The sequence below is a fragment of the Streptomyces sp. NPDC101160 genome, from assembly GCF_044768205.1.
Taxonomy (GTDB): domain Bacteria; phylum Actinomycetota; class Actinomycetes; order Streptomycetales; family Streptomycetaceae; genus Streptomyces.
Genome location: NZ_JBIWPJ010000002.1, coordinates 103,253 through 120,562 on the forward strand (window position 1 = coordinate 103,253; position 17,310 = coordinate 120,562).

General features: G+C 72.4%; 16 protein-coding genes. 8 read left to right on the top strand and 8 right to left on the bottom strand.

What is annotated here, in order from left to right; all coding sequences use genetic code 11:
* Nucleotides 1–867: 867 nt before the first annotated feature.
* The gene (locus ACIRSU_RS05975) at nt 868–1,182 is read left to right on the top strand and encodes a hypothetical protein (protein ID WP_403789491.1); all 315 of its coding nucleotides are present in this window, start codon (nt 868–870) and stop codon (nt 1,180–1,182) included.
* A complete protein-coding gene (locus ACIRSU_RS05980; protein ID WP_403789492.1) occupies nt 1,179–1,358 on the top strand; it encodes an integrase in 180 nt (59 codons plus the stop codon). The genes ACIRSU_RS05975 and ACIRSU_RS05980 overlap by 4 nt, the downstream gene beginning before the upstream one ends.
* Nucleotides 1,359–1,419: 61 nt before the next feature.
* On the opposite strand, the gene ACIRSU_RS05985 is transcribed toward ACIRSU_RS05980, so the two are convergent.
* The 3 genes from ACIRSU_RS05985 to ACIRSU_RS05995 form a co-directional block, all read right to left on the bottom strand.
* Entirely contained in the window at nt 1,420–2,049 is a 630-nt protein-coding gene (locus ACIRSU_RS05985) for a restriction endonuclease (RefSeq protein ID WP_403790180.1), read from the bottom strand.
* Nucleotides 2,050–2,102: 53 nt separating this feature from the next.
* A complete protein-coding gene (locus ACIRSU_RS05990; RefSeq protein ID WP_403789493.1) occupies nt 2,103–2,396 on the bottom strand; it encodes a hypothetical protein in 294 nt (97 codons plus the stop codon).
* A gap of 318 nt (nt 2,397–2,714) precedes the next feature.
* Nucleotides 2,715–3,806: a magnesium and cobalt transport protein CorA gene (locus ACIRSU_RS05995; RefSeq protein ID WP_403789494.1), complete on the bottom strand. Its 1,092-nt coding sequence runs from the start codon at nt 3,804–3,806 to the stop codon at nt 2,715–2,717.
* 211 nt (nt 3,807–4,017) lie between these two features.
* On the opposite strand from ACIRSU_RS05995, the gene ACIRSU_RS06000 reads away from it, so the two are divergent.
* Nucleotides 4,018–5,175 (top strand): winged helix DNA-binding domain-containing protein, encoded by a 1,158-nt coding sequence (locus ACIRSU_RS06000; RefSeq protein WP_403789495.1) that lies wholly within the window; start codon nt 4,018–4,020, stop codon nt 5,173–5,175.
* Nucleotides 5,176–5,263: 88 nt separating this feature from the next.
* Here ACIRSU_RS06000 and ACIRSU_RS06005 read toward each other — a convergent pair whose 3' ends face one another.
* On the bottom strand, nt 5,264–6,064 hold the full coding sequence (locus ACIRSU_RS06005; RefSeq protein ID WP_403790181.1) for a LuxR C-terminal-related transcriptional regulator: 801 nt from the start codon (nt 6,062–6,064) through the stop codon (nt 5,264–5,266).
* A gap of 190 nt (nt 6,065–6,254) precedes the next feature.
* On the opposite strand from ACIRSU_RS06005, the gene ACIRSU_RS06010 reads away from it, so the two are divergent.
* Nucleotides 6,255–8,021 carry an AMP-binding protein gene (locus ACIRSU_RS06010; protein WP_403789496.1) on the top strand — a complete coding sequence of 589 codons (1,767 nt, stop codon included), beginning with the start codon at nt 6,255–6,257 and terminating at the stop codon, nt 8,019–8,021.
* Entirely contained in the window at nt 8,018–9,640 is a 1,623-nt protein-coding gene (locus ACIRSU_RS06015) for an AMP-binding protein (protein WP_403789497.1), read from the top strand. Before ACIRSU_RS06010 ends, ACIRSU_RS06015 begins: the two co-directional genes overlap by 4 nt.
* Here ACIRSU_RS06015 and ACIRSU_RS06020 read toward each other — a convergent pair.
* The 3 genes from ACIRSU_RS06020 to ACIRSU_RS06030 form a co-directional block, all read right to left on the bottom strand.
* On the bottom strand, nt 9,582–10,190 hold the full coding sequence (locus ACIRSU_RS06020; protein ID WP_403789498.1) for a GNAT family N-acetyltransferase: 609 nt from the start codon (nt 10,188–10,190) through the stop codon (nt 9,582–9,584). The genes ACIRSU_RS06015 and ACIRSU_RS06020 overlap by 59 nt on opposite strands.
* A gap of 178 nt (nt 10,191–10,368) precedes the next feature.
* Nucleotides 10,369–11,178, bottom strand: a complete 810-nt coding sequence (locus ACIRSU_RS06025) for a TIGR04222 domain-containing membrane protein (protein WP_403790183.1) — start codon at nt 11,176–11,178, stop codon at nt 10,369–10,371.
* A gap of 94 nt (nt 11,179–11,272) precedes the next feature.
* Entirely contained in the window at nt 11,273–11,611 is a 339-nt protein-coding gene (locus ACIRSU_RS06030; protein WP_403789499.1) for a hypothetical protein, read from the bottom strand.
* Nucleotides 11,612–12,814: 1,203 nt separating this feature from the next.
* Between ACIRSU_RS06030 and gcl the strand changes: the two genes are divergently transcribed.
* Entirely contained in the window at nt 12,815–14,602 is a 1,788-nt protein-coding gene (gcl, locus tag ACIRSU_RS06035; protein ID WP_403789500.1) for a glyoxylate carboligase, read from the top strand.
* Between the two features lie 106 nt (nt 14,603–14,708).
* Here gcl and ACIRSU_RS06040 read toward each other — a convergent pair whose 3' ends face one another.
* Nucleotides 14,709–15,683: an ArsR family transcriptional regulator gene (locus ACIRSU_RS06040; protein WP_403789501.1), complete on the bottom strand. Its 975-nt coding sequence runs from the start codon at nt 15,681–15,683 to the stop codon at nt 14,709–14,711.
* 82 nt (nt 15,684–15,765) lie between these two features.
* Between ACIRSU_RS06040 and ACIRSU_RS06045 the strand changes: the two genes are divergently transcribed.
* Nucleotides 15,766–17,037, top strand: coding sequence for an MFS transporter (locus tag ACIRSU_RS06045; protein ID WP_403789502.1), 1,272 nt, complete (start codon nt 15,766–15,768; stop codon nt 17,035–17,037).
* 106 nt (nt 17,038–17,143) lie between these two features.
* Entirely contained in the window at nt 17,144–17,299 is a 156-nt protein-coding gene (locus ACIRSU_RS06050) for a pyrroloquinoline quinone precursor peptide PqqA (RefSeq protein WP_403789503.1), read from the top strand.
* Nucleotides 17,300–17,310: the final 11 nt, after the last annotated feature.

Below are 17,310 nucleotides of genomic sequence, written 5' to 3' on the forward strand. Positions count from 1 at the left end.
AGAGCGGGCCAGAGACTCGTCCCACGCAGACTCGGCGTCGTAGTCGAAGGACGCTGCCCTGCAGCCCCGGTTGCGGGCAGGATTGCAATGGACCCAATTGTCTTCGCCAGGACCCAGCTCGATGGGCTTCCGGCAGTTGCGACACTTTGACCGCTCGGTGGCCGAGCTGATGCTCTCTGCCAACTCGTCGATGCGCTCGAGTAGCTCCCGCGCAGTCATCTCGGGGTTCTCTGTGGCAAAGAGGGCGACCAAGCGGCGGGCGCTCTGGACCGTGGAGGCGTTCAAGGTAGTGAATCCCTTCTTTGGCTGGATGTGTGGCGAACCCATCCGATCCTGCCCGACACGGGCTGAGCATGCCCTGGCTACGAGAGATCCCTTCGGGGCAGGGGTAGACGAGACCCACCTCTGTCCCAAGAGGCAGGCAGGAGCACGCGTGCACGAGGCCATGGCGGCAGGTCAAGCGTCTCTATTGCGTCGCGTCGCAGCTCTCGCAGCGGCTCACAGCCACCCGCTCGGGGTTGCCCTGGGTGGCGTGGAGCGGGTTTGAGGGCGAGAGGCGGCGCCATGCCCCGGGGGACGGGGCGGGGACCCACCCATAGCGGGGCGGCTGGATGTCGGTCGGGACGATGTGCGTGCAGCCGGGCAGGTGGGCCTTGCCGCTGGCGTGGATGATGATCGCAACCGCCGGCCAGCCGTCCCATTCGCTGGTGGGTGCGCTACTGCGCGGTGCGCTGGGAGCGCAGTCTGCGCAGTTGTGCATCTCGTGGCGTTCGCAATACTGCATCGCTCTCTCCCCGTCAGGTCCGACAAGCAGCCTACTTGTCCCGACCGTGGTGCCAGTCCGTTTCCCGAAGGCTGGCCGCCGACATGATGGGCCGTCAGGGATGGGGCATTCCGCCTTCGGTGGCCGCCGAGCTGCGCGCACATTTCCTGCAGCATCCGGCCATTGAGGTCGAGCTGCCCTGGGGTGGCCCCGAACCCGATCGGGAGAGGCGCTCCTTCCCGCTGCTTGTGACCACGACCTTCGGCAACGCGATCCGCGCCAACATCTTCAACGACGAGGTGTGGAAGCCCGCCCTCGCGAAGGCCGGCGTGATCCCTGTGAGGGAGAAGCGCCAGCGCTGGAAGGCCTCCCGGAAGGACGGCTTCCACGTGCTCCCCGGCACACCTACGCCTCCGTGATCCTCGAGGCGGGCGAATCCGTCGTCGCCCGGTGGCTCGGCCACTCCAGCCCGACCATCACGCTCGATCACTACGCCCACTTCATGCCCGAGGCCGGCGGCAAGGGTCGCGCGGCAGTCGACGCGCTGCTCGGCGCGGCCCCTCAGTACGTCCCAGAAGACCTCGCCCTTGCCTGAGAACGGGTGGCACAGCACATGCTGCGCCACCTGTTCTCGTTGGTGGGTCAGGCTCTGCGTTTCATGCCGCTCGACGCCAGGGCAGGCGGGACCGCCGTGCAGGTAGTCCGAGCAGTTCGTGCAGCGCCTTACCCTTGTGTGCCCATTGATCGAGTCGGTCGCGGTCGACCCAGTGGACTCCGTGACGGTCGCCCCAAGCCATGGCGTCGCGGGTGAAGGAGCCGTTGGTGACGACGACGGCGTGGTCCGCCTTGTGCGCGGGCCCTGCGGTGCCATTCACCTCGTACATGACCGACGAGCCGACCTTGCCGCCGACGCGGGTGTGCTTCGCCTGCACGACGATCCGTCCGAGGGGTACCAGGGTGCCGATCACGTCTGCAGCTTGGTCCCCGCCGCGGCCCACCTTCGTGGCGGCCCAGCCGTCGCGGACGAGGAGATCGCGCAGCGCGTACTCGAACTGCTGGTCGTCCATGGCGTCCAACTCGGCCAAGGCGATGCGCAGACGAGCCAGCCTCTCGCCATCCGCGCGGTTCCGGTGGGAGCGCCGTATTCGGAGGCAAGCCAGGCCGGTGGCGAGGACGAGACCGATCAGGACCAGTAGTGGCCGGCTCTCGACGGCCTTCGTCAGGAGGCGCGATGCGGCCTGTACCAGGGCGACCGCGAGCGCGAGGGCGACGGCTGCCGCGCCCAGTAGGTCTGCGGTACCGCGCGGTCGCCACCGGCTGCTTCGCCGCCGCCGGGCCGTCACTGCCCGCCCGCGGGCGCGGAGACGGCGGGCTTCGGCGTGGGCTGCTGTTCGGCGGAGCCGTCGCCGAGCCCGAAGACCTGCCCCCAGAGCCACACCACCGCACACAGGCCGGCGATGGCCCAGACGCTCAGACCCTTCACGGCCTTCGGGCCCGGCTTGCGGCGGAGGTGGCTGCGTACGCGCACGTATCCGTCCGGAACCTTCGGCATGCCGATTCCCTCCCCATCGGTCCGCGCCGTGCGGACCTCCAGGTCGGTTGTAGCGGCGACCACCGACAGAACCTGATGCACCGTCATGATCGTTCGGGCAGCAAGGGTGCAAGTCGGCCATGTCTTCGGGAATGTCCAAGCGACTGCACAGCCCGCTGGCCTGCGTCGGAGCTTCTCGGTCGGGTGCCACGCTGCGAAATCGCAGGGTTCGCCGAATGGCCATTTTCTGCGGAGCGCGGTCAACGGCGACTGCGCCGGGCGCCGCCCCCATTGCGGCGACGACGCCGAGTCGGAGCGACCCCCTGCCGCGCATCCTCCCCAGATTCTCCCCACGGGGCCTCAGGGGGCACAATTGTCGATTTGCTCGCGTTAAATCGATCAAGCGTAGGAGGTGGCTCACTACAGCCAGTCCCGTTTCTTGAAGATCACGTACAAGCTCGTACAGACCACCGCCATCAGCAGGATCGCGAAGGGATATCCACCCGCCCAGTGCAGCTCCGGCATGGTGTCGAAGTTCATGCCGTAGATGGTTCCGACGAGTGTGGGGGCGAACAGGATGGCGGCCCACGAGGAGATCTTCTTGATCTCCTCGTTCTGCTCGAAACCCGCCTCCGCCAAGGCCCGCATCTCCGCGTTCTGTTGCTGGGTGACCAGGGTGGCGTTGACCGTGAGGATCTCGGTGAGGGCCTGGCGGAAGCCGTCGACGCGTTCGCTGGTGTGCGTGACGTGGTCGGCGACGTCGCGGAGGTAGCGCTGGAGTTCCTCGTCGGTGCCGTATTTGGCGAAGCCGGCCATGAGGCCGTGGAGCATGCCTACCAGGGGGCGGGTGGCGCGCTGGAACTCGACCATCTCGCGGGAGAGTTCGTAGATGCGGCGGGAAACCGCGGGGTCGCCGCCGAAGACCTCGGTCTCGATCTCGTCGATGTCGTTCTGGACGCCGGCGACGACCGGGGCGTAGCCGTCGACGACCGCGTCGAGGATGGCGTAGAGGACGGCCTCGGGGCCGAGGGCGAGGAGTTCGGGGGTCTGTTCCATGCGGCGGCGCACGGCGGAGAGGTCCGGGGCGGCGCCGTGGCGGACGGTGATGAGGAAGTCGGGGCCGACGAAGACGTGCAGTTCGCCGAAGTCCACCTCCTCCGGGGCGTCGAGATAGCGGGCGGCGCGCAGGACGACGAAGAGGGTGTCGCCGTAGCGTTCGAGCTTGGGGCGCTGGTGGGCCTCCATCGCGTCCTCGACGGCGAGCTCGTGGAGGTCGAACTCGGCGGCAAGGGAGTGGAGTTCGGACGCGGTCGGGCGGTGCAGGCCGATCCAGGCCATGCCGTCGGGATGCTCGCGCAGCTGGCGGAAGGTCTCCGCGAGGGTGGCCGGGGAGGAGACGTGGCGGCCGTCGCGGTACAGGGTCGCCTGGACCACGCTCGGCCGGTCGGGTCCGGGATCCGCGGGCGGCTCCGCGGCGTGGTGCCGGGCCGTGCTCGGGCGGCGGTCGGTCATCGCTCGGCCTCCTGGAAAGTCGGGGAACTCCCGGGTTCGCAGGATATACGGGTGGAAATCGGGCCATCGTGCCGACATTCCTGCCGCGGCACCGCGGCCGGTCCGGCCGCCAAGCGGACAGGATCGGATCTGACCTCGATGGGCCCGCCGGGCGGGTCCGGCGCGCCCAAGCGGACAGGATCTGACCTCGATCGGCGTTAGCGTGCCGTCCATGGCCCCCAAGACGACGCCTCCGCTCCTCTCCACCCGCGCCCTCAACCGCGCCACCCTCGACCGCCAGCTCCTGCTGCGCCCCGCCCCGCTCGGCGCCGAGGAGGCCGTCCACCACCTTGTCGGCCTCCAGGCGCAGAACACCAAGCCCCCGTACTACGCGCTCGCCGCCCGCCTCGACGGCTTCCGGCCCGAGGAGCTGTCCCGGCTGATGGAGTCCCGCCGGGTCGCCAGGATCGTCTCGCTCCGCTCCACCGTCCACACCCACACCGCCGCCGACGCCGTCCCCCTCCGCCGGCTCGTCCAGGACGGAGCCGTCGACCGCGAGCTGAAGATGTTCCGCAAGGGGCTCACCGGCGTCGACCTCGACCGGCTCACCGAACTGACCGCCGCCTACGTCGACGAGCGGCCCCGCACCCCCAAGGAGCTGCGCGAGCACCTCGGCGCGGAGTGGCCCGACGCCGACCCGCAGGCCCTCGGCATCGCCGCCCGCTGCCTGCTGCCGATGGTCCAGGTCACGCCGCGCGGGCTGTGGAGGAGGAGCGGGCAGGTGGCCCTCACGAGCGCCACCCACTGGTTCGACGAAAGGGAAAAGGGCGAGTCCGGTGGGGCCGGTGGGTCCGGTGCGTCTGGTGCGTCCGGCGCCGCCGACCTCGACCTCACCGTCCTCCGCTACCTCCGCGCCTTCGGCCCCGCCTCCGTCAAGGACATGCAGACCTGGTGCGGGCTCACCCGTCTCCGTCCCGCCTTCGAGCGGCTGCGGCCGGACCTCCTCGTCTTCCGCGACGAGCACGGCACCGAGCTCTTCGACCTCCCCGACGCCCCGCGCCCCGACGCCGACACTCCCGCGCCGCCCCGCTTCCTGCCCGAGTACGACAACCTGCTGCTCTCCCACGCCGACCGCACCCGCGTCGTGCCCGCCGACCACCGCACCCGCACCTGGACCGGCAACCAGGCCCACCGCGTCTTCCTCCTCGACGGATTCCTCGCCGGGATCTGGCACCTGGAGGAGGGCAGGGAGCGGACCGTCATGACCGTCGAGGCCTTCACCCGGCTCACCAAGGCCGAGCGCGCGGCACTCACCGCCGAGGCCGAGCGAACCCTGCGCCTGCTCGCACCCGAGGACATCCCGTACGAGATCCGGTACGCGGCCACGTAGAGCAGCCGCGCCGGCCCTCAGCCTCTGGGGCAGCCGTCCCCCAAGGCAGTGTCGCCTCAGGGCAGCCGTCCCCCAAGGCAGCGTCCCCTCAGGGCAGCGCCCCCGCCCGGCGCGCCGCCACCACCGCCTCCAGGCGCGTGTGCGCCCCCAGCTTCCGCATCGCCGAGCGCAGATAGCCCTTCACCGTCTCCGGGCGCAGCCCGAGCCGCTCCGCCACGACCGCGTTCGTCGCACCCGACGCCACCGCCGCCAGGACGTCCGTCTCGCGCGGGGTGAGCGTGACCCCGGAGGACGACCGGTCGCCGGCGCCGGAGGCGTTCTCCAGGCGCCCGCACACCGCCCACAGGCGTTCCCGCAGCTCCGGGTCGGTCACCTTCGGCGCGAGCTCGCGCAGCTCCCCGTACGCCTGCCGCATCTCCTCGCGCTCGGCCATCAGCCGGCGCACCTCGTCCTGTACGGCGAGCACCTGCTCCACGTCCCGCGCCGCCGCGACCGCCGCGTCGAAGACGCGTTCGCCGATGGGCAGGGCGTCGCGCAGCGCCCCGTACAGGACGCCCCGTACCTTTCGCCGTACGACGAGGGGCACCGCGATCACCGAGCGCAACCCCTCCGCGGAGACCGGGCCGTCGTACTCGTGCGTGATGTGCCGGGCCGAGGCGTAGTCGGTGACCGCGCACGGCCGGGACAGGGCCAGGCACTTCCCGCCGAGGCCGGAGCCGGTCGAGATGACGAGGCCGCGCAGGGCCGGCGTCACCGCGCCGTGCAGCTCCGCGATCCGCATCGCGGAGCCGTCGTGGAGCAGCCCGCCGAACGCCACCTGGAGCCCCGTGGCGCGGCGCAGCCGCAGCAGGGCGTCGCGCAGCTCCGCCGATTCGGCCGCTTCCGGCACGGGTTCCGACACGTGCCCCGGGGCGCGCTCAGAGACATGGTCCGAGACGTGCTCAAGGGCCTGCTCCGGCACGTTGTTCTCCTTCGTCGCGGCCTTCACCCCCGAACGGGGGTAGTGAGACCTGGGTCACTGATTACACGATGTCCGAGGCCGGTCCCGCAACGGATCGGTCCCGCCACGAGGAGGACGCATGACCACGACGAGCGCGACGGAGGCGACGGAGAGGTTCCGGGCCGCCCGCGACTTCCTGCTCCAGCACCGGGAGGACTACGAGACGGCGTACGCCGGCTTCGCCTGGCCCCGCCCCGACCGGTTCAACTGGGCGCTCGAATGGTTCGACGTCATCGCCGCGGGCAACGACCGCACCGCGCTGCACATCGTCGAGGAGGACGGGCAGGAGACGAAGCTGAGCTTCGCCGAGATGTCCGACCGGTCCAACCGGGTCGCGAACTGGCTGCGCGCCCAGGGCGTGCGGGCCGGTGACCGGATGATCGTCATGCTCGGCAACCAGGTCGAACTGTGGGAGACCATGCTCGCCGCGATGAAGCTGCGCGCCGTCGTCATCCCCGCCACCCCGCTGCTCGGCCCCGCCGACCTGCGCGACCGCGTCGACCGCGGCCGGGCCCGGCACGTGCTGGTACGGGCCGAGGACGCCGCCAAGTTCGACGACGTGCCCGGCGACTACACCCGGATCGCCGTCGGCGGCGAGGTCGGCGGCGAGGTCGGCGGTGACGGAAACGGCGCGAGCGACGGCACCGGCGGCAGCACCGGCACCCGTACCGGCACCCCCTCCGGCTGGCTCGCCTACGAGCACGCCTACGCCGAGTCGCCGGCCTTCGAGCCCGACGGCGTCACCTCGGCCGACGACACCCTGATGCTCTACTTCACCTCCGGCACCACCGCCCGTCCCAAGCTCGTCGAGCACACCCACACCTCGTATCCGGTCGGCCACCTCGCCACCATGTTCTGGATCGGCCTCAAGCCCGGCGACGTCCACCTCAACATCTCCTCGCCCGGCTGGGCCAAGCACGCCTGGTCGAACCTCTTCGCCCCGTGGAACGCCGAGGCGACCGTCTTCATCCACAACTACAGCCGCTTCGACCCGGCCCGCCTGATGGCCGAGATGGACCGGCACGGCGTCACCAGCTTCTGCGCCCCGCCCACCGTCTGGCGCATGCTGATCCAGGCCGACCTCGGGCAGCTCGCCACCCCGCCGCGCGAGGTCGTCGCCGCCGGCGAGCCGCTCAACCCCGAGGTCATCGAGAGCGTCCGGCGCGCCTGGGGTGTCACCATCCGCGACGGATTCGGCCAGACCGAGACCGCCGTGCAGGTCTCCAACAGCCCCGGTCAGCGGCTCAAGGAGGGCTCGATGGGCCGGCCCAGCCCCGGCTTCCGCGTCACCCTCGTCGATCCGGTCAGCGGCACGCCCGACGTCGAGGAGGGCGAGATCTGCCTGGACCTCGCCGCGCGCCCGGTGGGCCTGATGACCGGCTACCACGGCGACCCGGAGCGTACGGCCGAGGCCATGGCCGGCGGCTACTACCGCACCGGTGACATCGGCGCGCGCGACGAGGACGGCTACATCACGTACATCGGCCGTGCCGACGACGTCTTCAAGGCCAGTGACTACAAGATCTCGCCCTTCGAGCTGGAAAGTGCCCTGCTCGAACACGAGGCCGTCGCCGAGGCCGCCGTCGTCCCCGCCCCCGACCCGCTGCGGCTCGCCGTCCCCAAGGCGTACGTGGTCCTCGCGGCCGGCTGGGAGCCGGGTCCCGACACCGCCAAGGCGCTGTTCGCGCACTCGCGTGAGGTCCTCGCCCCGTACAAGCGGATCCGCCGCATCGAGTTCGCCGACCTGCCGAAGACGGTCTCCGGCAAGATCCGCCGCGTCGAGCTGCGCAATCTCACGGCGGAGGGACAGACCGGCACCGAGTACGTGGAAGGAGACCTCGCATGACGACCGGGACCGCGGGCCTGTCGGAACTCTCGTACGCGCACGGGGTGTCCGACACGCCCCTCCTCGGCGACACCATCGGCGCCAACCTCGACCGCGCCGTCGCCACCTGGCCCGAACGCGAGGCCCTGGTCGACGTTCCGACCGGACGGCGCTGGACGTACGCGCGGTTCGGCGCCGACGTCGACCGGCTGGCCGACGCGCTGCTCGGCAGCGGGGTGACCAAGGGCGACCGGGTCGGCATCTGGGCGGTCAACTGCGCCGAGTGGGTGCTCGTCCAGTACGCCACCGCCCGCATCGGCGCCGTCATGGTCAACATCAACCCGGCCTACCGCGCCCACGAGTTGGAGTACGTGCTCCGGCAGGCCGGCATCACGCTGCTCTTCGCCTCGCTCACCCACAAGACGAGCGACTACCGGGCGATGGTCGAGCAAGTGCGCGGCAACTGCCCGGAGTTGCGGGAAGCCGTCTACTTCGGCGACGCGAGCTGGGACGAACTCCTCGGCCGCACCGCGCCGGAGGGCGTGGTCCCGGCCGGACTCTCCTGCGACGAGCCGGTCAACATCCAGTACACCTCGGGCACCACCGGCTTCCCCAAGGGTGCCACCCTCTCCCACCACAACATCCTCAACAACGGTTATTTCGTGGGCGAGATGATCGCCTACACCGAGCAGGACCGGATCTGCATCCCGGTGCCCTTCTACCACTGCTTCGGCATGGTGATGGGCAACCTCGCCGCCACCTCGCACGGCGCCTGCATGGTGATCCCGGCCGCGTCCTTCGACCCGGCCGCCACCCTGCGCGCGGTGCAGGAGGAGCGCTGCACCTCGCTCTACGGGGTGCCGACGATGTTCATCGCCGAGCTCAACCTGCCCGACTTCGCCTCGTACGACCTCTCCACGCTCCGCACCGGCATCATGGCGGGCTCGCCGTGCCCGGTGGAGGTGATGAAGCGGGTGGTCGCCGAGATGAACATGGCGGAGGTGTCCATCTGCTACGGCATGACGGAGACCTCCCCGGTCTCCACCCAGACCCGCCGCGACGACGACCTGGAGCGGCGCACCGGCACCGTCGGCCGGGTCATGCCGCACGTCGAGGTGAAGATCACCGACCCGGCGACCGGCCTCACCGTCCCGCGCGGCACGGCCGGCGAGCTCTGCACCCGCGGCTACAGCGTGATGCTCGGCTACTGGGACGAGCCCGCGAAGACGGCGGAGGCGATCGACGCCGGCCGCTGGATGCACACCGGCGACCTGGCCGTGATGCGCGAGGACGGCTACGTCCAGATCGTCGGCCGCATCAAGGACATGATCATCCGCGGCGGTGAGAACGTGTACCCGCGGGAGATCGAGGAGTTCCTCTACGGCCACGCCAAGATCGCCGACGTGCAGGTCGTCGGCGTCCCCGACGAGCGGTACGGCGAGGAGATCCTGGCCTGCGTGATCCCGCGCGACCCGGCCGACCCGCCGACCCTGGAGGAGATCACGGCCTTCTGCCGGGACCGCCTCGCGCACTACAAGATCCCGCGCCGGGTGGAGATCCTGGCCGAGTTCCCGATGACGGTCAGCGGGAAGGTACGGAAGGTGGAGCTCCGGGAGCGGTACGGGACGGCGGAGCGCTGACGCGGACCGCCGCCACCTCGCGGCGCATGCAGACACGGGGCCAGGCGGCCAGACCGTGGGCCGCCTCGGCCAGGCTGATCTCGCGCAGGCCCTCGGTGAGCGCGGGATCGCCCTCGTCGAGGCGGCGGAAGCCGAGCCGGGCGTAGTACGGGGCGTTCCAGGGGACGTCGGCGAAGGTCGTCAGGGTCAGCGCGCTCAGACCCTGCTCCCGGGCGGCGGCCGCGAGATGCTCGATGAGCGCCCGCCCGACGCCCCGCCCGGCCGCGTCCGGGTGCACCGAGACCTGCTCGATGTGCGCGGCACCGTCCACCGTGTCCGCCAGCAGATACGCGACGGGCCGTCCGCCCGCCCCCTCGCCGCCGTCCCCGCCCGACTCCTCCACCGCCACCCACGCCCGGCCCGCGCTGCGATAGCCCTCCAGGACGTCCAGCGGCAGCGGTTCGTCGTCGGCGATCTCCCCCATCCCGAGAGGGCGGAACGCCTCGCCCGCGGCGCGTTCGATGTCCTGGAGCAGAGGGAGTTCGGCCGCTTCGGCTACTCGGATGCGCATACGCCAGTATGGCGCGGCGGGGGTGGACGCGGGGCCGGAGACGGCCTGAAGGGGCCGGGCCCCGGGCCTTCGCCCCGGCCCGGGCCTCGGCCGCCCCGCTTCGGCCCCGGGGCCGGGCCTCGGCCTCCGTCCCTGGCCGCCGGGCTGCCGTGCCTGGCCTCGAATCCTCCCCTCCGTCTCAGTCCGGCATGCCGCCCGGGCAGCTCGGGCCGTTGTCCGGGTTCCAGCCGCGGCCCGTCGCGTAGCCGTCGTCGCGGTTGTGGTGGCGGCGTAGCAGGCCGCCGTCGCGGGAGAAGTGGGGCAGGAAGAGGGTGAGGGCCGGGTCGCCGTAGAGGGCCACGTACAGGAGTACGTCCTTCGCGTCGGTGACCTGGCGGCGGTGGGCGGGCAGGGGGTGTCGGGCGCGGAGGTTCGCCAGGAGGCGGCGTGCGGCGCGGGTGGTGGACGGGACGCAGAGGAGGGCCGCGGCGGCGAGGACCGGTATCGCGCCGAGCGCGAGCGCGAGCAGGGAGGGCAGGGGGTCGCCTGCCGTCGGCGCCGTCGCGAAGAGGCCGATGCCGACCGTGACCGGCACGCAGACCAGCAGCACCCGGGCCGCCCGGAGCCGCCCCGGCGGGCGCAGCAGGCCGCTTCTGCCGAGCTCCGCGCGCAGCGCGTCGAGTGCCTGCCGGGCCTTCGGCCGCCCGGCCAGGACCCGCAGCGCGAGGGCCCGCTGCAGCGAGCGGTGCACGCCGAGCTGGAGCGGGTCGCGGGTGCGGCCGGCCCCGCCGTTGGCGCGAACCGTGCCCCGGCGGCCCGCCGCCACCGCCCCGCGCTGGTGCAGCGCGACGAGCGCCACGATCACGGCGGCGCGCGGTCCGCCCCGCAGCAGCGCGAGCGCCTCCGGAGCCAGCTCCGGGCGCTCCTGGCTGCGGGTACGCAACAGCAGGCCCGCCAGGAACAGTTGGACCACCGCCGCCCCAAGGAACCACCACATCCCCGTTGTCATGGTGTTCACCCCCCCAGGATGTTGTGCCCGGGGTTGGGGCGGTCATCACGTACGAATGGCCGAAATACTCACTGAGCCACGGGGATGACGCGGATCACGGGGCTCCGGTCGCGAGGAGTTCACCGGCCGGGCCGTTGACCGGTTGCGGCGTGCCCGTCAGGTCGAGCACAAAGAGCGGGACGCCGAGGCCCTCGGCGCGATCGTGGGCCTCGGGCGTGTAGCCGGCCAGCGAGAAGTAGACGCTCACCGCCGCGTTGCTGAGCCCGTTCAGCCACAGGCACTCCACCGCCCGCAGCCCGGTCGGCCGGGTGCTCGGATCCACCTGGGCGACGAGCCCGGGTGCGCGCAGGTCGACGGCCGACGCCGACCGCTCCTCCGGCTGGACCACGTCCCGGAAGCCCAGCCAGCGCAGATACCCGGCCGAGGCCGCCACCGCGTCCCGCGTGGTCCGGATCGTGACCGGGCGGAACGCCGTGCGCGGCGAGGCACCGGCCTCGGCCCGCCCCGGGTGCGGGGCCGGCGGCGGCAGCGGCGAGGGATGGCGGCGTGCGAAGGAACCGGGCGAGGAAGGCGAGCCGGGTGAGGAAGGCGAGCCAGGGGAGGAGGGAGAGGAGGGGGAGCCGGCAGCCCCGGTAGCCCCGGTGGGCCAGGGGGAGTCCTGCACGGGCGCGTCCGACTGGTCGGCGGCCGCCGGTCCTGCCGCGGGCCCCACGCCGGCCTCGGCACCGCCGGGCCGGCCAACGGGCCCGGCGCCTGTCCCACTGGCCTCGGCACCGCCAGACCAGCCACCTGCCCCGGCACCAGCCCCGGCGCCTGCCTCGTCGGCCGGCCCGCCACCTGCCCCGGCACCAGCCCCGCCGGCCGGGCCGCCGCTCGCCTCGGAGCCCGGGCTGCCGGCCGCCTCGGCGCCGCCGGGCCCGCTACCCGGCCCCGCGCTTGCCCCGCCGCCCGGCCAGGCGCTCGCTCCGGCGCCCGCCGCGCCGCTCGCCGCGCCCCTCGCCCCCGTACCCGGCCCGCCGCCGGGCTCCCGTACCGCCCGCGCCCCGTCCCCTACCCCCTCTGCCGCATCCCGCCCGGCCACATCCTGCTCCGCTGCACCCCGCCCAGCCACGCCCCACTCCGCCGCATCCCACCCCGCCGCGTCCCGTACCGCCACCCGCAGTACCGCCCCGCACGGGCAGCCGACTTCCGGGTGGGGCCAGTCCGAGGTGCGGGCGCAGGCGGTGCAGCGGACCGTGACCCACTCGTCCGACCAGTTGCGGTGCGTGATCGGTACGGCGGCGGCGCCCGGGATCACGGGTGGCGCGACCGGGGTGCCGCAGACGCAGGGGAAGGCGGGCGCCGCGTACCGGAGTGTGCGGAGGCATTCCGGACAGCGCACCTGGACCGACTCACCCACTTGCGAACCCCCTCTGCGTCGTGCGTCCCCATAGTCCACCAATCCGGACCCCCAAGGGGGGCACTTCGGCCATCACGCCCCCGTCCCGTGCCCGCGGTGGCATGCCGCTGGCATGTCACCGGCGTGGACGTCTCTTGACGCCTCTCCACACCCCCACCTACATTGCTTCCGTATAGCAGAACAGTACTTCCGCATTATGGAAACAAGCCGTCAAGGCCCCGGAGAGGGAGCACTCCCATGCCTCGTATGACCGCCGCAGCAGCGGCCGTTGAGATCCTCAAGCGCGAAGGCGTCACCAACGCGTTCGGCGTGCCCGGTGCGGCGATCAACCCCTTCTACCGCGAGCTCAAGAACGTCGGCGGCATCAGCCACACCCTGGCCCGCCACGTCGAGGGCGCCTCCCACATGGCCGAGGGTTACACCCGCGCCAAGGCCGGCAACATCGGCGTCTGCATCGGCACGTCCGGCCCCGCCGGCACCGACATGATCACCGGCCTGTACTCGGCCATCGCCGACTCGATCCCGATCCTGTGCATCACCGGCCAGGCCCCGGTCTCGAAGCTCCACAAGGAGGACTTCCAGGCCGTCGACATCGCCACGATCGCCAAGCCCGTCACCAAGGCCGCGACGACCGTCCTGGAGGCCGCGCAGGTCCCCGGCGTCTTCCAGCAGGCCTTCCACCTGATGCGCTCCGGCCGCCCCGGCCCGGTCCTCATCGACCTGCCGATCGACGTCCAGCTGACCGAGATCGAGTTCGACCCGGAGACGTACGAGCCGCTGCCGGTCTACAAGCCGTCCGCGACCCGCGCCCAGGCCGAGAAGGCCCTGAGCTTCCTCCTGGAGTCCGAGCGCCCGCTGATCGTCGCCGGCGGCGGCATCATCAACGCCGACGCCTCCGACCTGCTCGTCGAGTTCGCCGAGCTGACCAACATCCCGGTCATCTCCACCCTCATGGGCTGGGGCACCATCCCGGACGACCACGAGCTGGCGGCCGGCATGGTCGGCGTCCAGACCGCGCACCGCTACGGCAACGCGACCTTCCTGGAGTCGGACTTCGTCCTCGGCATCGGCAACCGCTGGGCCAACCGCCACACGGGCTACAACCTGGAGGCGTACACCAAGGGCCGCAAGTTCGTCCACGTCGACATCGAGCCCACCCAGCTCGGCAAGATCTTCGCCCCTGACTACGGCATCGCCTCCGACGCCAAGGTCGCCCTGGAGCTCTTCGTCGAGATCGCCAAGGAGCTGAAGGCCGCCGGCAAGCTGCCCGACTTCTCCGCCTGGGCCGCCTCCGCGCAGGAGCGCAAGGCCACCCTGCAGCGCCGTACGCACTTCGACAACATCCCCATGAAGCCGCAGCGCGTCTACGAGGAGATGAACAAGGCGTTCGGCCCGGAGACCCGCTACGTCACCACCATCGGTCTCTCCCAGATCGCGGCCGCGCAGTTCCTGCACGTCTACAAGCCGCGCCACTGGATCAACTGCGGCCAGGCCGGCCCGCTCGGCTGGACGATCCCGGCCGCGATCGGTGCCGCCACCGCCGACCCGGAGACCCCGGTCGTCGCCCTCTCCGGCGACTACGACTTCCAGTTCATGATCGAGGAGCTGGCGGTCGCCGCCCAGCACAAGGTCCCCTACGTCCACGTCCTCGTGAACAACGCCTACCTGGGTCTGATCCGGCAGGCGCAGGGCGGCCTCGGCATCAACTTCGAGGTCAACCTCGAGTTCGAGAACATCAACACCCCGGAGATCGGCGTCTACGGCGTCGACCACGTCAAGGTCGCCGAGGGCCTTGGCGTCAAGGCGATCCGCGTCGAGGACCCGAGCAAGCTCGGCGAGGCCCTGGAGCAGGCCAAGAAGATGGCCGCCGAGTTCCGCGTCCCGGTCGTCGTCGAGGCGATCCTGGAGCGCATCACCAACATCGCGATGAGCAAGACGGTCGACATGAGCGACGTCACCGAGTTCGAGGAGCTGGCCACCGAGCCGGGCCACGCGCCCACCGCGATCAAGGCTCTGAAGGTCTGACCAGGCATTGAAAGTCGGACCAGGCCCTGAAGGTCTGACCGCACTGGTGGACTGACCAGGCTGCCGTGACAAGGCCCTCGCCCCGTTGAGCACCGGGGCGGGGGCCTCATCGTGTCTGTGCCCGTACGAGGACGGCGCCCGCCTCCGTCCAGTCGTACAGCACCGAGCGCCCCGCCCGACGCCGCCGGACCAGCCCCGCGTCCAGCAGCACCTTCAGATGCCGGCCCACCGAGCCGAGTCCCTGCCCGGTCAGCGCCACCAACTGGCTGGTGGACAGCGGGGATTCGAGCCGTACGAGGATCCCGGCGCGAGCCCGCCCGAGCAGCGTCCCGAGCGCCTCGGGCACGGCCGGACCGTCGTCGTCGGCGAGGGCGCCCGCGCACGCGTACACCACCGCGAACCGCTCCGAGCCCTCCCATGACACCCAGCCCGTGGACGGGGTCACCGGCACGAAGAGCAGCGTGCCGCCGTCCACCGAACGCGGCGGGTTGTCAAGGGCGTTGACCTGGAGCCGGCCGTCACCCAGCCAGCGCGTCCGCCCCGGCCGCAGCTCGTCGAGGGCCGCCGCCCAGCCGTCCCGGGCGAGCCGAGCGGTCCGCGCCGTGATGTCGGCCTCCAGGATCCGGCGCCGGCGCGGCCAGTCCGGCAGCACCGTCTCCCGCCACACCCACTCCAGGACCGTCGCCATCCGGTGCGGCAGGTCGGGTGCCGAGCGCAGCGGCTCCGGTACGGGACCGCCGACCGCGACCTCCAACTGCGGGACCGCGTGGGCGGGTTCGGCCTCCCGGACCGCCACGACCTCCTCCTCGAAGGACTGCTCGCCCTCGCCCAGCGGCGTCGGCGTCAGGAAGTCCGCGTTCCAGGTCGGCCGGATCGCCGCCCGGACGAGCAGGGCGTCGAGCGGTTCGGCGGCGAGACGGCGCCGGTACGCGGGCAGGTGCGCGGCCAGCCAGGCGCGCTCGCCCGGGTGGGCGCCCGAGGCCCTGTGCAGGGTCTGCAGGGCGGCGACGGTCTCGGCGAGCGGCGAGACGACGAACCGGCTGCCGGCGAGCGCGTCCGTACCGATCCGCCACCAGCCCACCGTGTGCCCTCCCGCCCCTGATCGTTTCGCCCCGGCGCGAAACAATATCGGGGCGGCGCGGACCTGCCCGAGACTCCGGCGCATGCCCCGCAACAGCCCCCGCCACAGCCCCCGCAACGGCTCCGGCAAAAGCCCCCGCTACCGCGACGTCCTCCGCACGCCCGAGTTCATGCCGCTCTTCCTCGCGAGCTCCGCCCAGGTCGCCGCCCAGACCTTCTCCGGCCTCGGCCTCGCCACCCTCGTCTTCCGCGCCACCGGCTCACCGCTGCTCTCCGCCCTCGCCATGTTCGGCCCGGCCCTCGCCCAGCTCGTCGGCGCCACCACACTGCTCTCCGCCGCCGACCGGCTGCCGCCGCGCGCCGCGCTCACCACCCTCGCGCTCGTCTTCGCGGCCGGCACCGCCGTCCAGGCGATCCCCGGCCTCCCGGTCGCCGCCGCCTTCGCGGTCCTCTTCCTCCAGGGCCTCGTCGGCTCCGTCGGCGGCGGCGTCCGCTACGGCCTGCTCACCGAGATCCTGCCGCGCGAGCGCTACCTCATCGGCCGCTCCGTCATGAACATGGCCGTCGGCGTCTGCCAGATCGCAGGCTTCGCCACCGGCGGCCTGCTGCTCGCGCTGCTCTCGCCCCGCGGCACCCTGCTCGCCGGCGCCGCGCTCCACGTCCTCGGGGCGATCGCCGCCCGCGCCGGCCTGTCCCGGCGCGCCCCGCGCGCCACCGGCCGGGCCTCGGCCGCCGCGACCTGGCGGACCAACGTCCGGCTGTGGGCCTCGCGCCCGCGCCGCCACACCTACCTGGCGCTCTGGGTGCCCAACGGGCTCGTCGTCGGCTGCGAGTCGCTCTTCGTCCCGTACGCCCCCGAGCGCGCCGGCCTGCTCTTCGCCTGCGCCGCTGCCGGGATGCTGGCCGGGGACACGGTGGTGGGGCGGTTCGCGCCGCCGGCGTGGCGGGCCCGGCTCGCCGCACCCCTCCAGGCCCTGCTCGCGGCCCCGTACCTGCTCTTCGTCCTCCGCCCCGGACCCGCCCTCGCCCTGGCCGCCGTCACGGTGTCCGCCGTCGGCTACAGCGCGAGCCTGCTCTACCAGGAACGCCTCACGGCCCTCGTCCCCGACGAGCTGAGCGGCCACGCGCTCGGCCTGCACACCTCGGGCATGCTCGCGCTCCAGGGTCTCGGCGCCGCCCTCGCGGGCGCGCTCGCCCAGCTCACCTCGCCCGCCACGGCGATGACCCTGCTCGCGGCCGGCTCGCTCGCGGTCAACCTGGCGCTCGTCCTCACCGAACGGCCGCCGGGCACACGGCCGCGGGACACCCGACCGGCCGACCCCGCTTGCCCGGCCGCCCACGGCGGCCGACGCTGAGGCGAGAACCCCCTCCCATCCGATCGGCGAAGGGCAGGACGTGCTCATGGTGAACAGCTCGCGGACGGCGGCCGGAGACCGCCCGGAACCGGCAGCGGAACGAGCCATGACCCCGGACGCGCCCGTGGACCCGGACACCCCCCAGGACCCCGGAGAGCCCGGACAGACCGCGCATCCGGCGGAAGAGGCCTGGCAGACTCCCGGCCACACGAACGTCGAGACCGCGCTCGAAGTGACCGGGTACTCCCAGGCCACCCGCTGACGCCCCCGGAC

Bases quoted from the DNA above. Each gene is read 5' to 3' on its own strand.
- ACIRSU_RS06050 (WP_403789503.1), top strand. From the start codon at position 17,144: ATGACCCCGGACGCGCCCGTGGACCCGGACACCCCCCAGGACCCCGGA.
- ACIRSU_RS06025 (WP_403790183.1), bottom strand. From the start codon at position 11,178: ATGACAACGGGGATGTGGTGGTTCCTTGGGGCGGCGGTGGTCCAACTG.
- ACIRSU_RS06045 (WP_403789502.1), top strand. From the start codon at position 15,766: ATGCCCCGCAACAGCCCCCGCCACAGCCCCCGCAACGGCTCCGGCAAA.
- gcl (WP_403789500.1), top strand. From the start codon at position 12,815: ATGCCTCGTATGACCGCCGCAGCAGCGGCCGTTGAGATCCTCAAGCGC.
- ACIRSU_RS06020 (WP_403789498.1), bottom strand. From the start codon at position 10,190: ATGCGCATCCGAGTAGCCGAAGCGGCCGAACTCCCTCTGCTCCAGGAC.
- ACIRSU_RS05995 (WP_403789494.1), bottom strand. From the start codon at position 3,806: ATGACCGACCGCCGCCCGAGCACGGCCCGGCACCACGCCGCGGAGCCG.
- ACIRSU_RS05975 (WP_403789491.1), top strand. From the start codon at position 868: ATGATGGGCCGTCAGGGATGGGGCATTCCGCCTTCGGTGGCCGCCGAG.
- ACIRSU_RS06010 (WP_403789496.1), top strand. From the start codon at position 6,255: ATGACCACGACGAGCGCGACGGAGGCGACGGAGAGGTTCCGGGCCGCC.
- ACIRSU_RS06015 (WP_403789497.1), top strand. From the start codon at position 8,018: ATGACGACCGGGACCGCGGGCCTGTCGGAACTCTCGTACGCGCACGGG.
- ACIRSU_RS06000 (WP_403789495.1), top strand. From the start codon at position 4,018: ATGGCCCCCAAGACGACGCCTCCGCTCCTCTCCACCCGCGCCCTCAAC.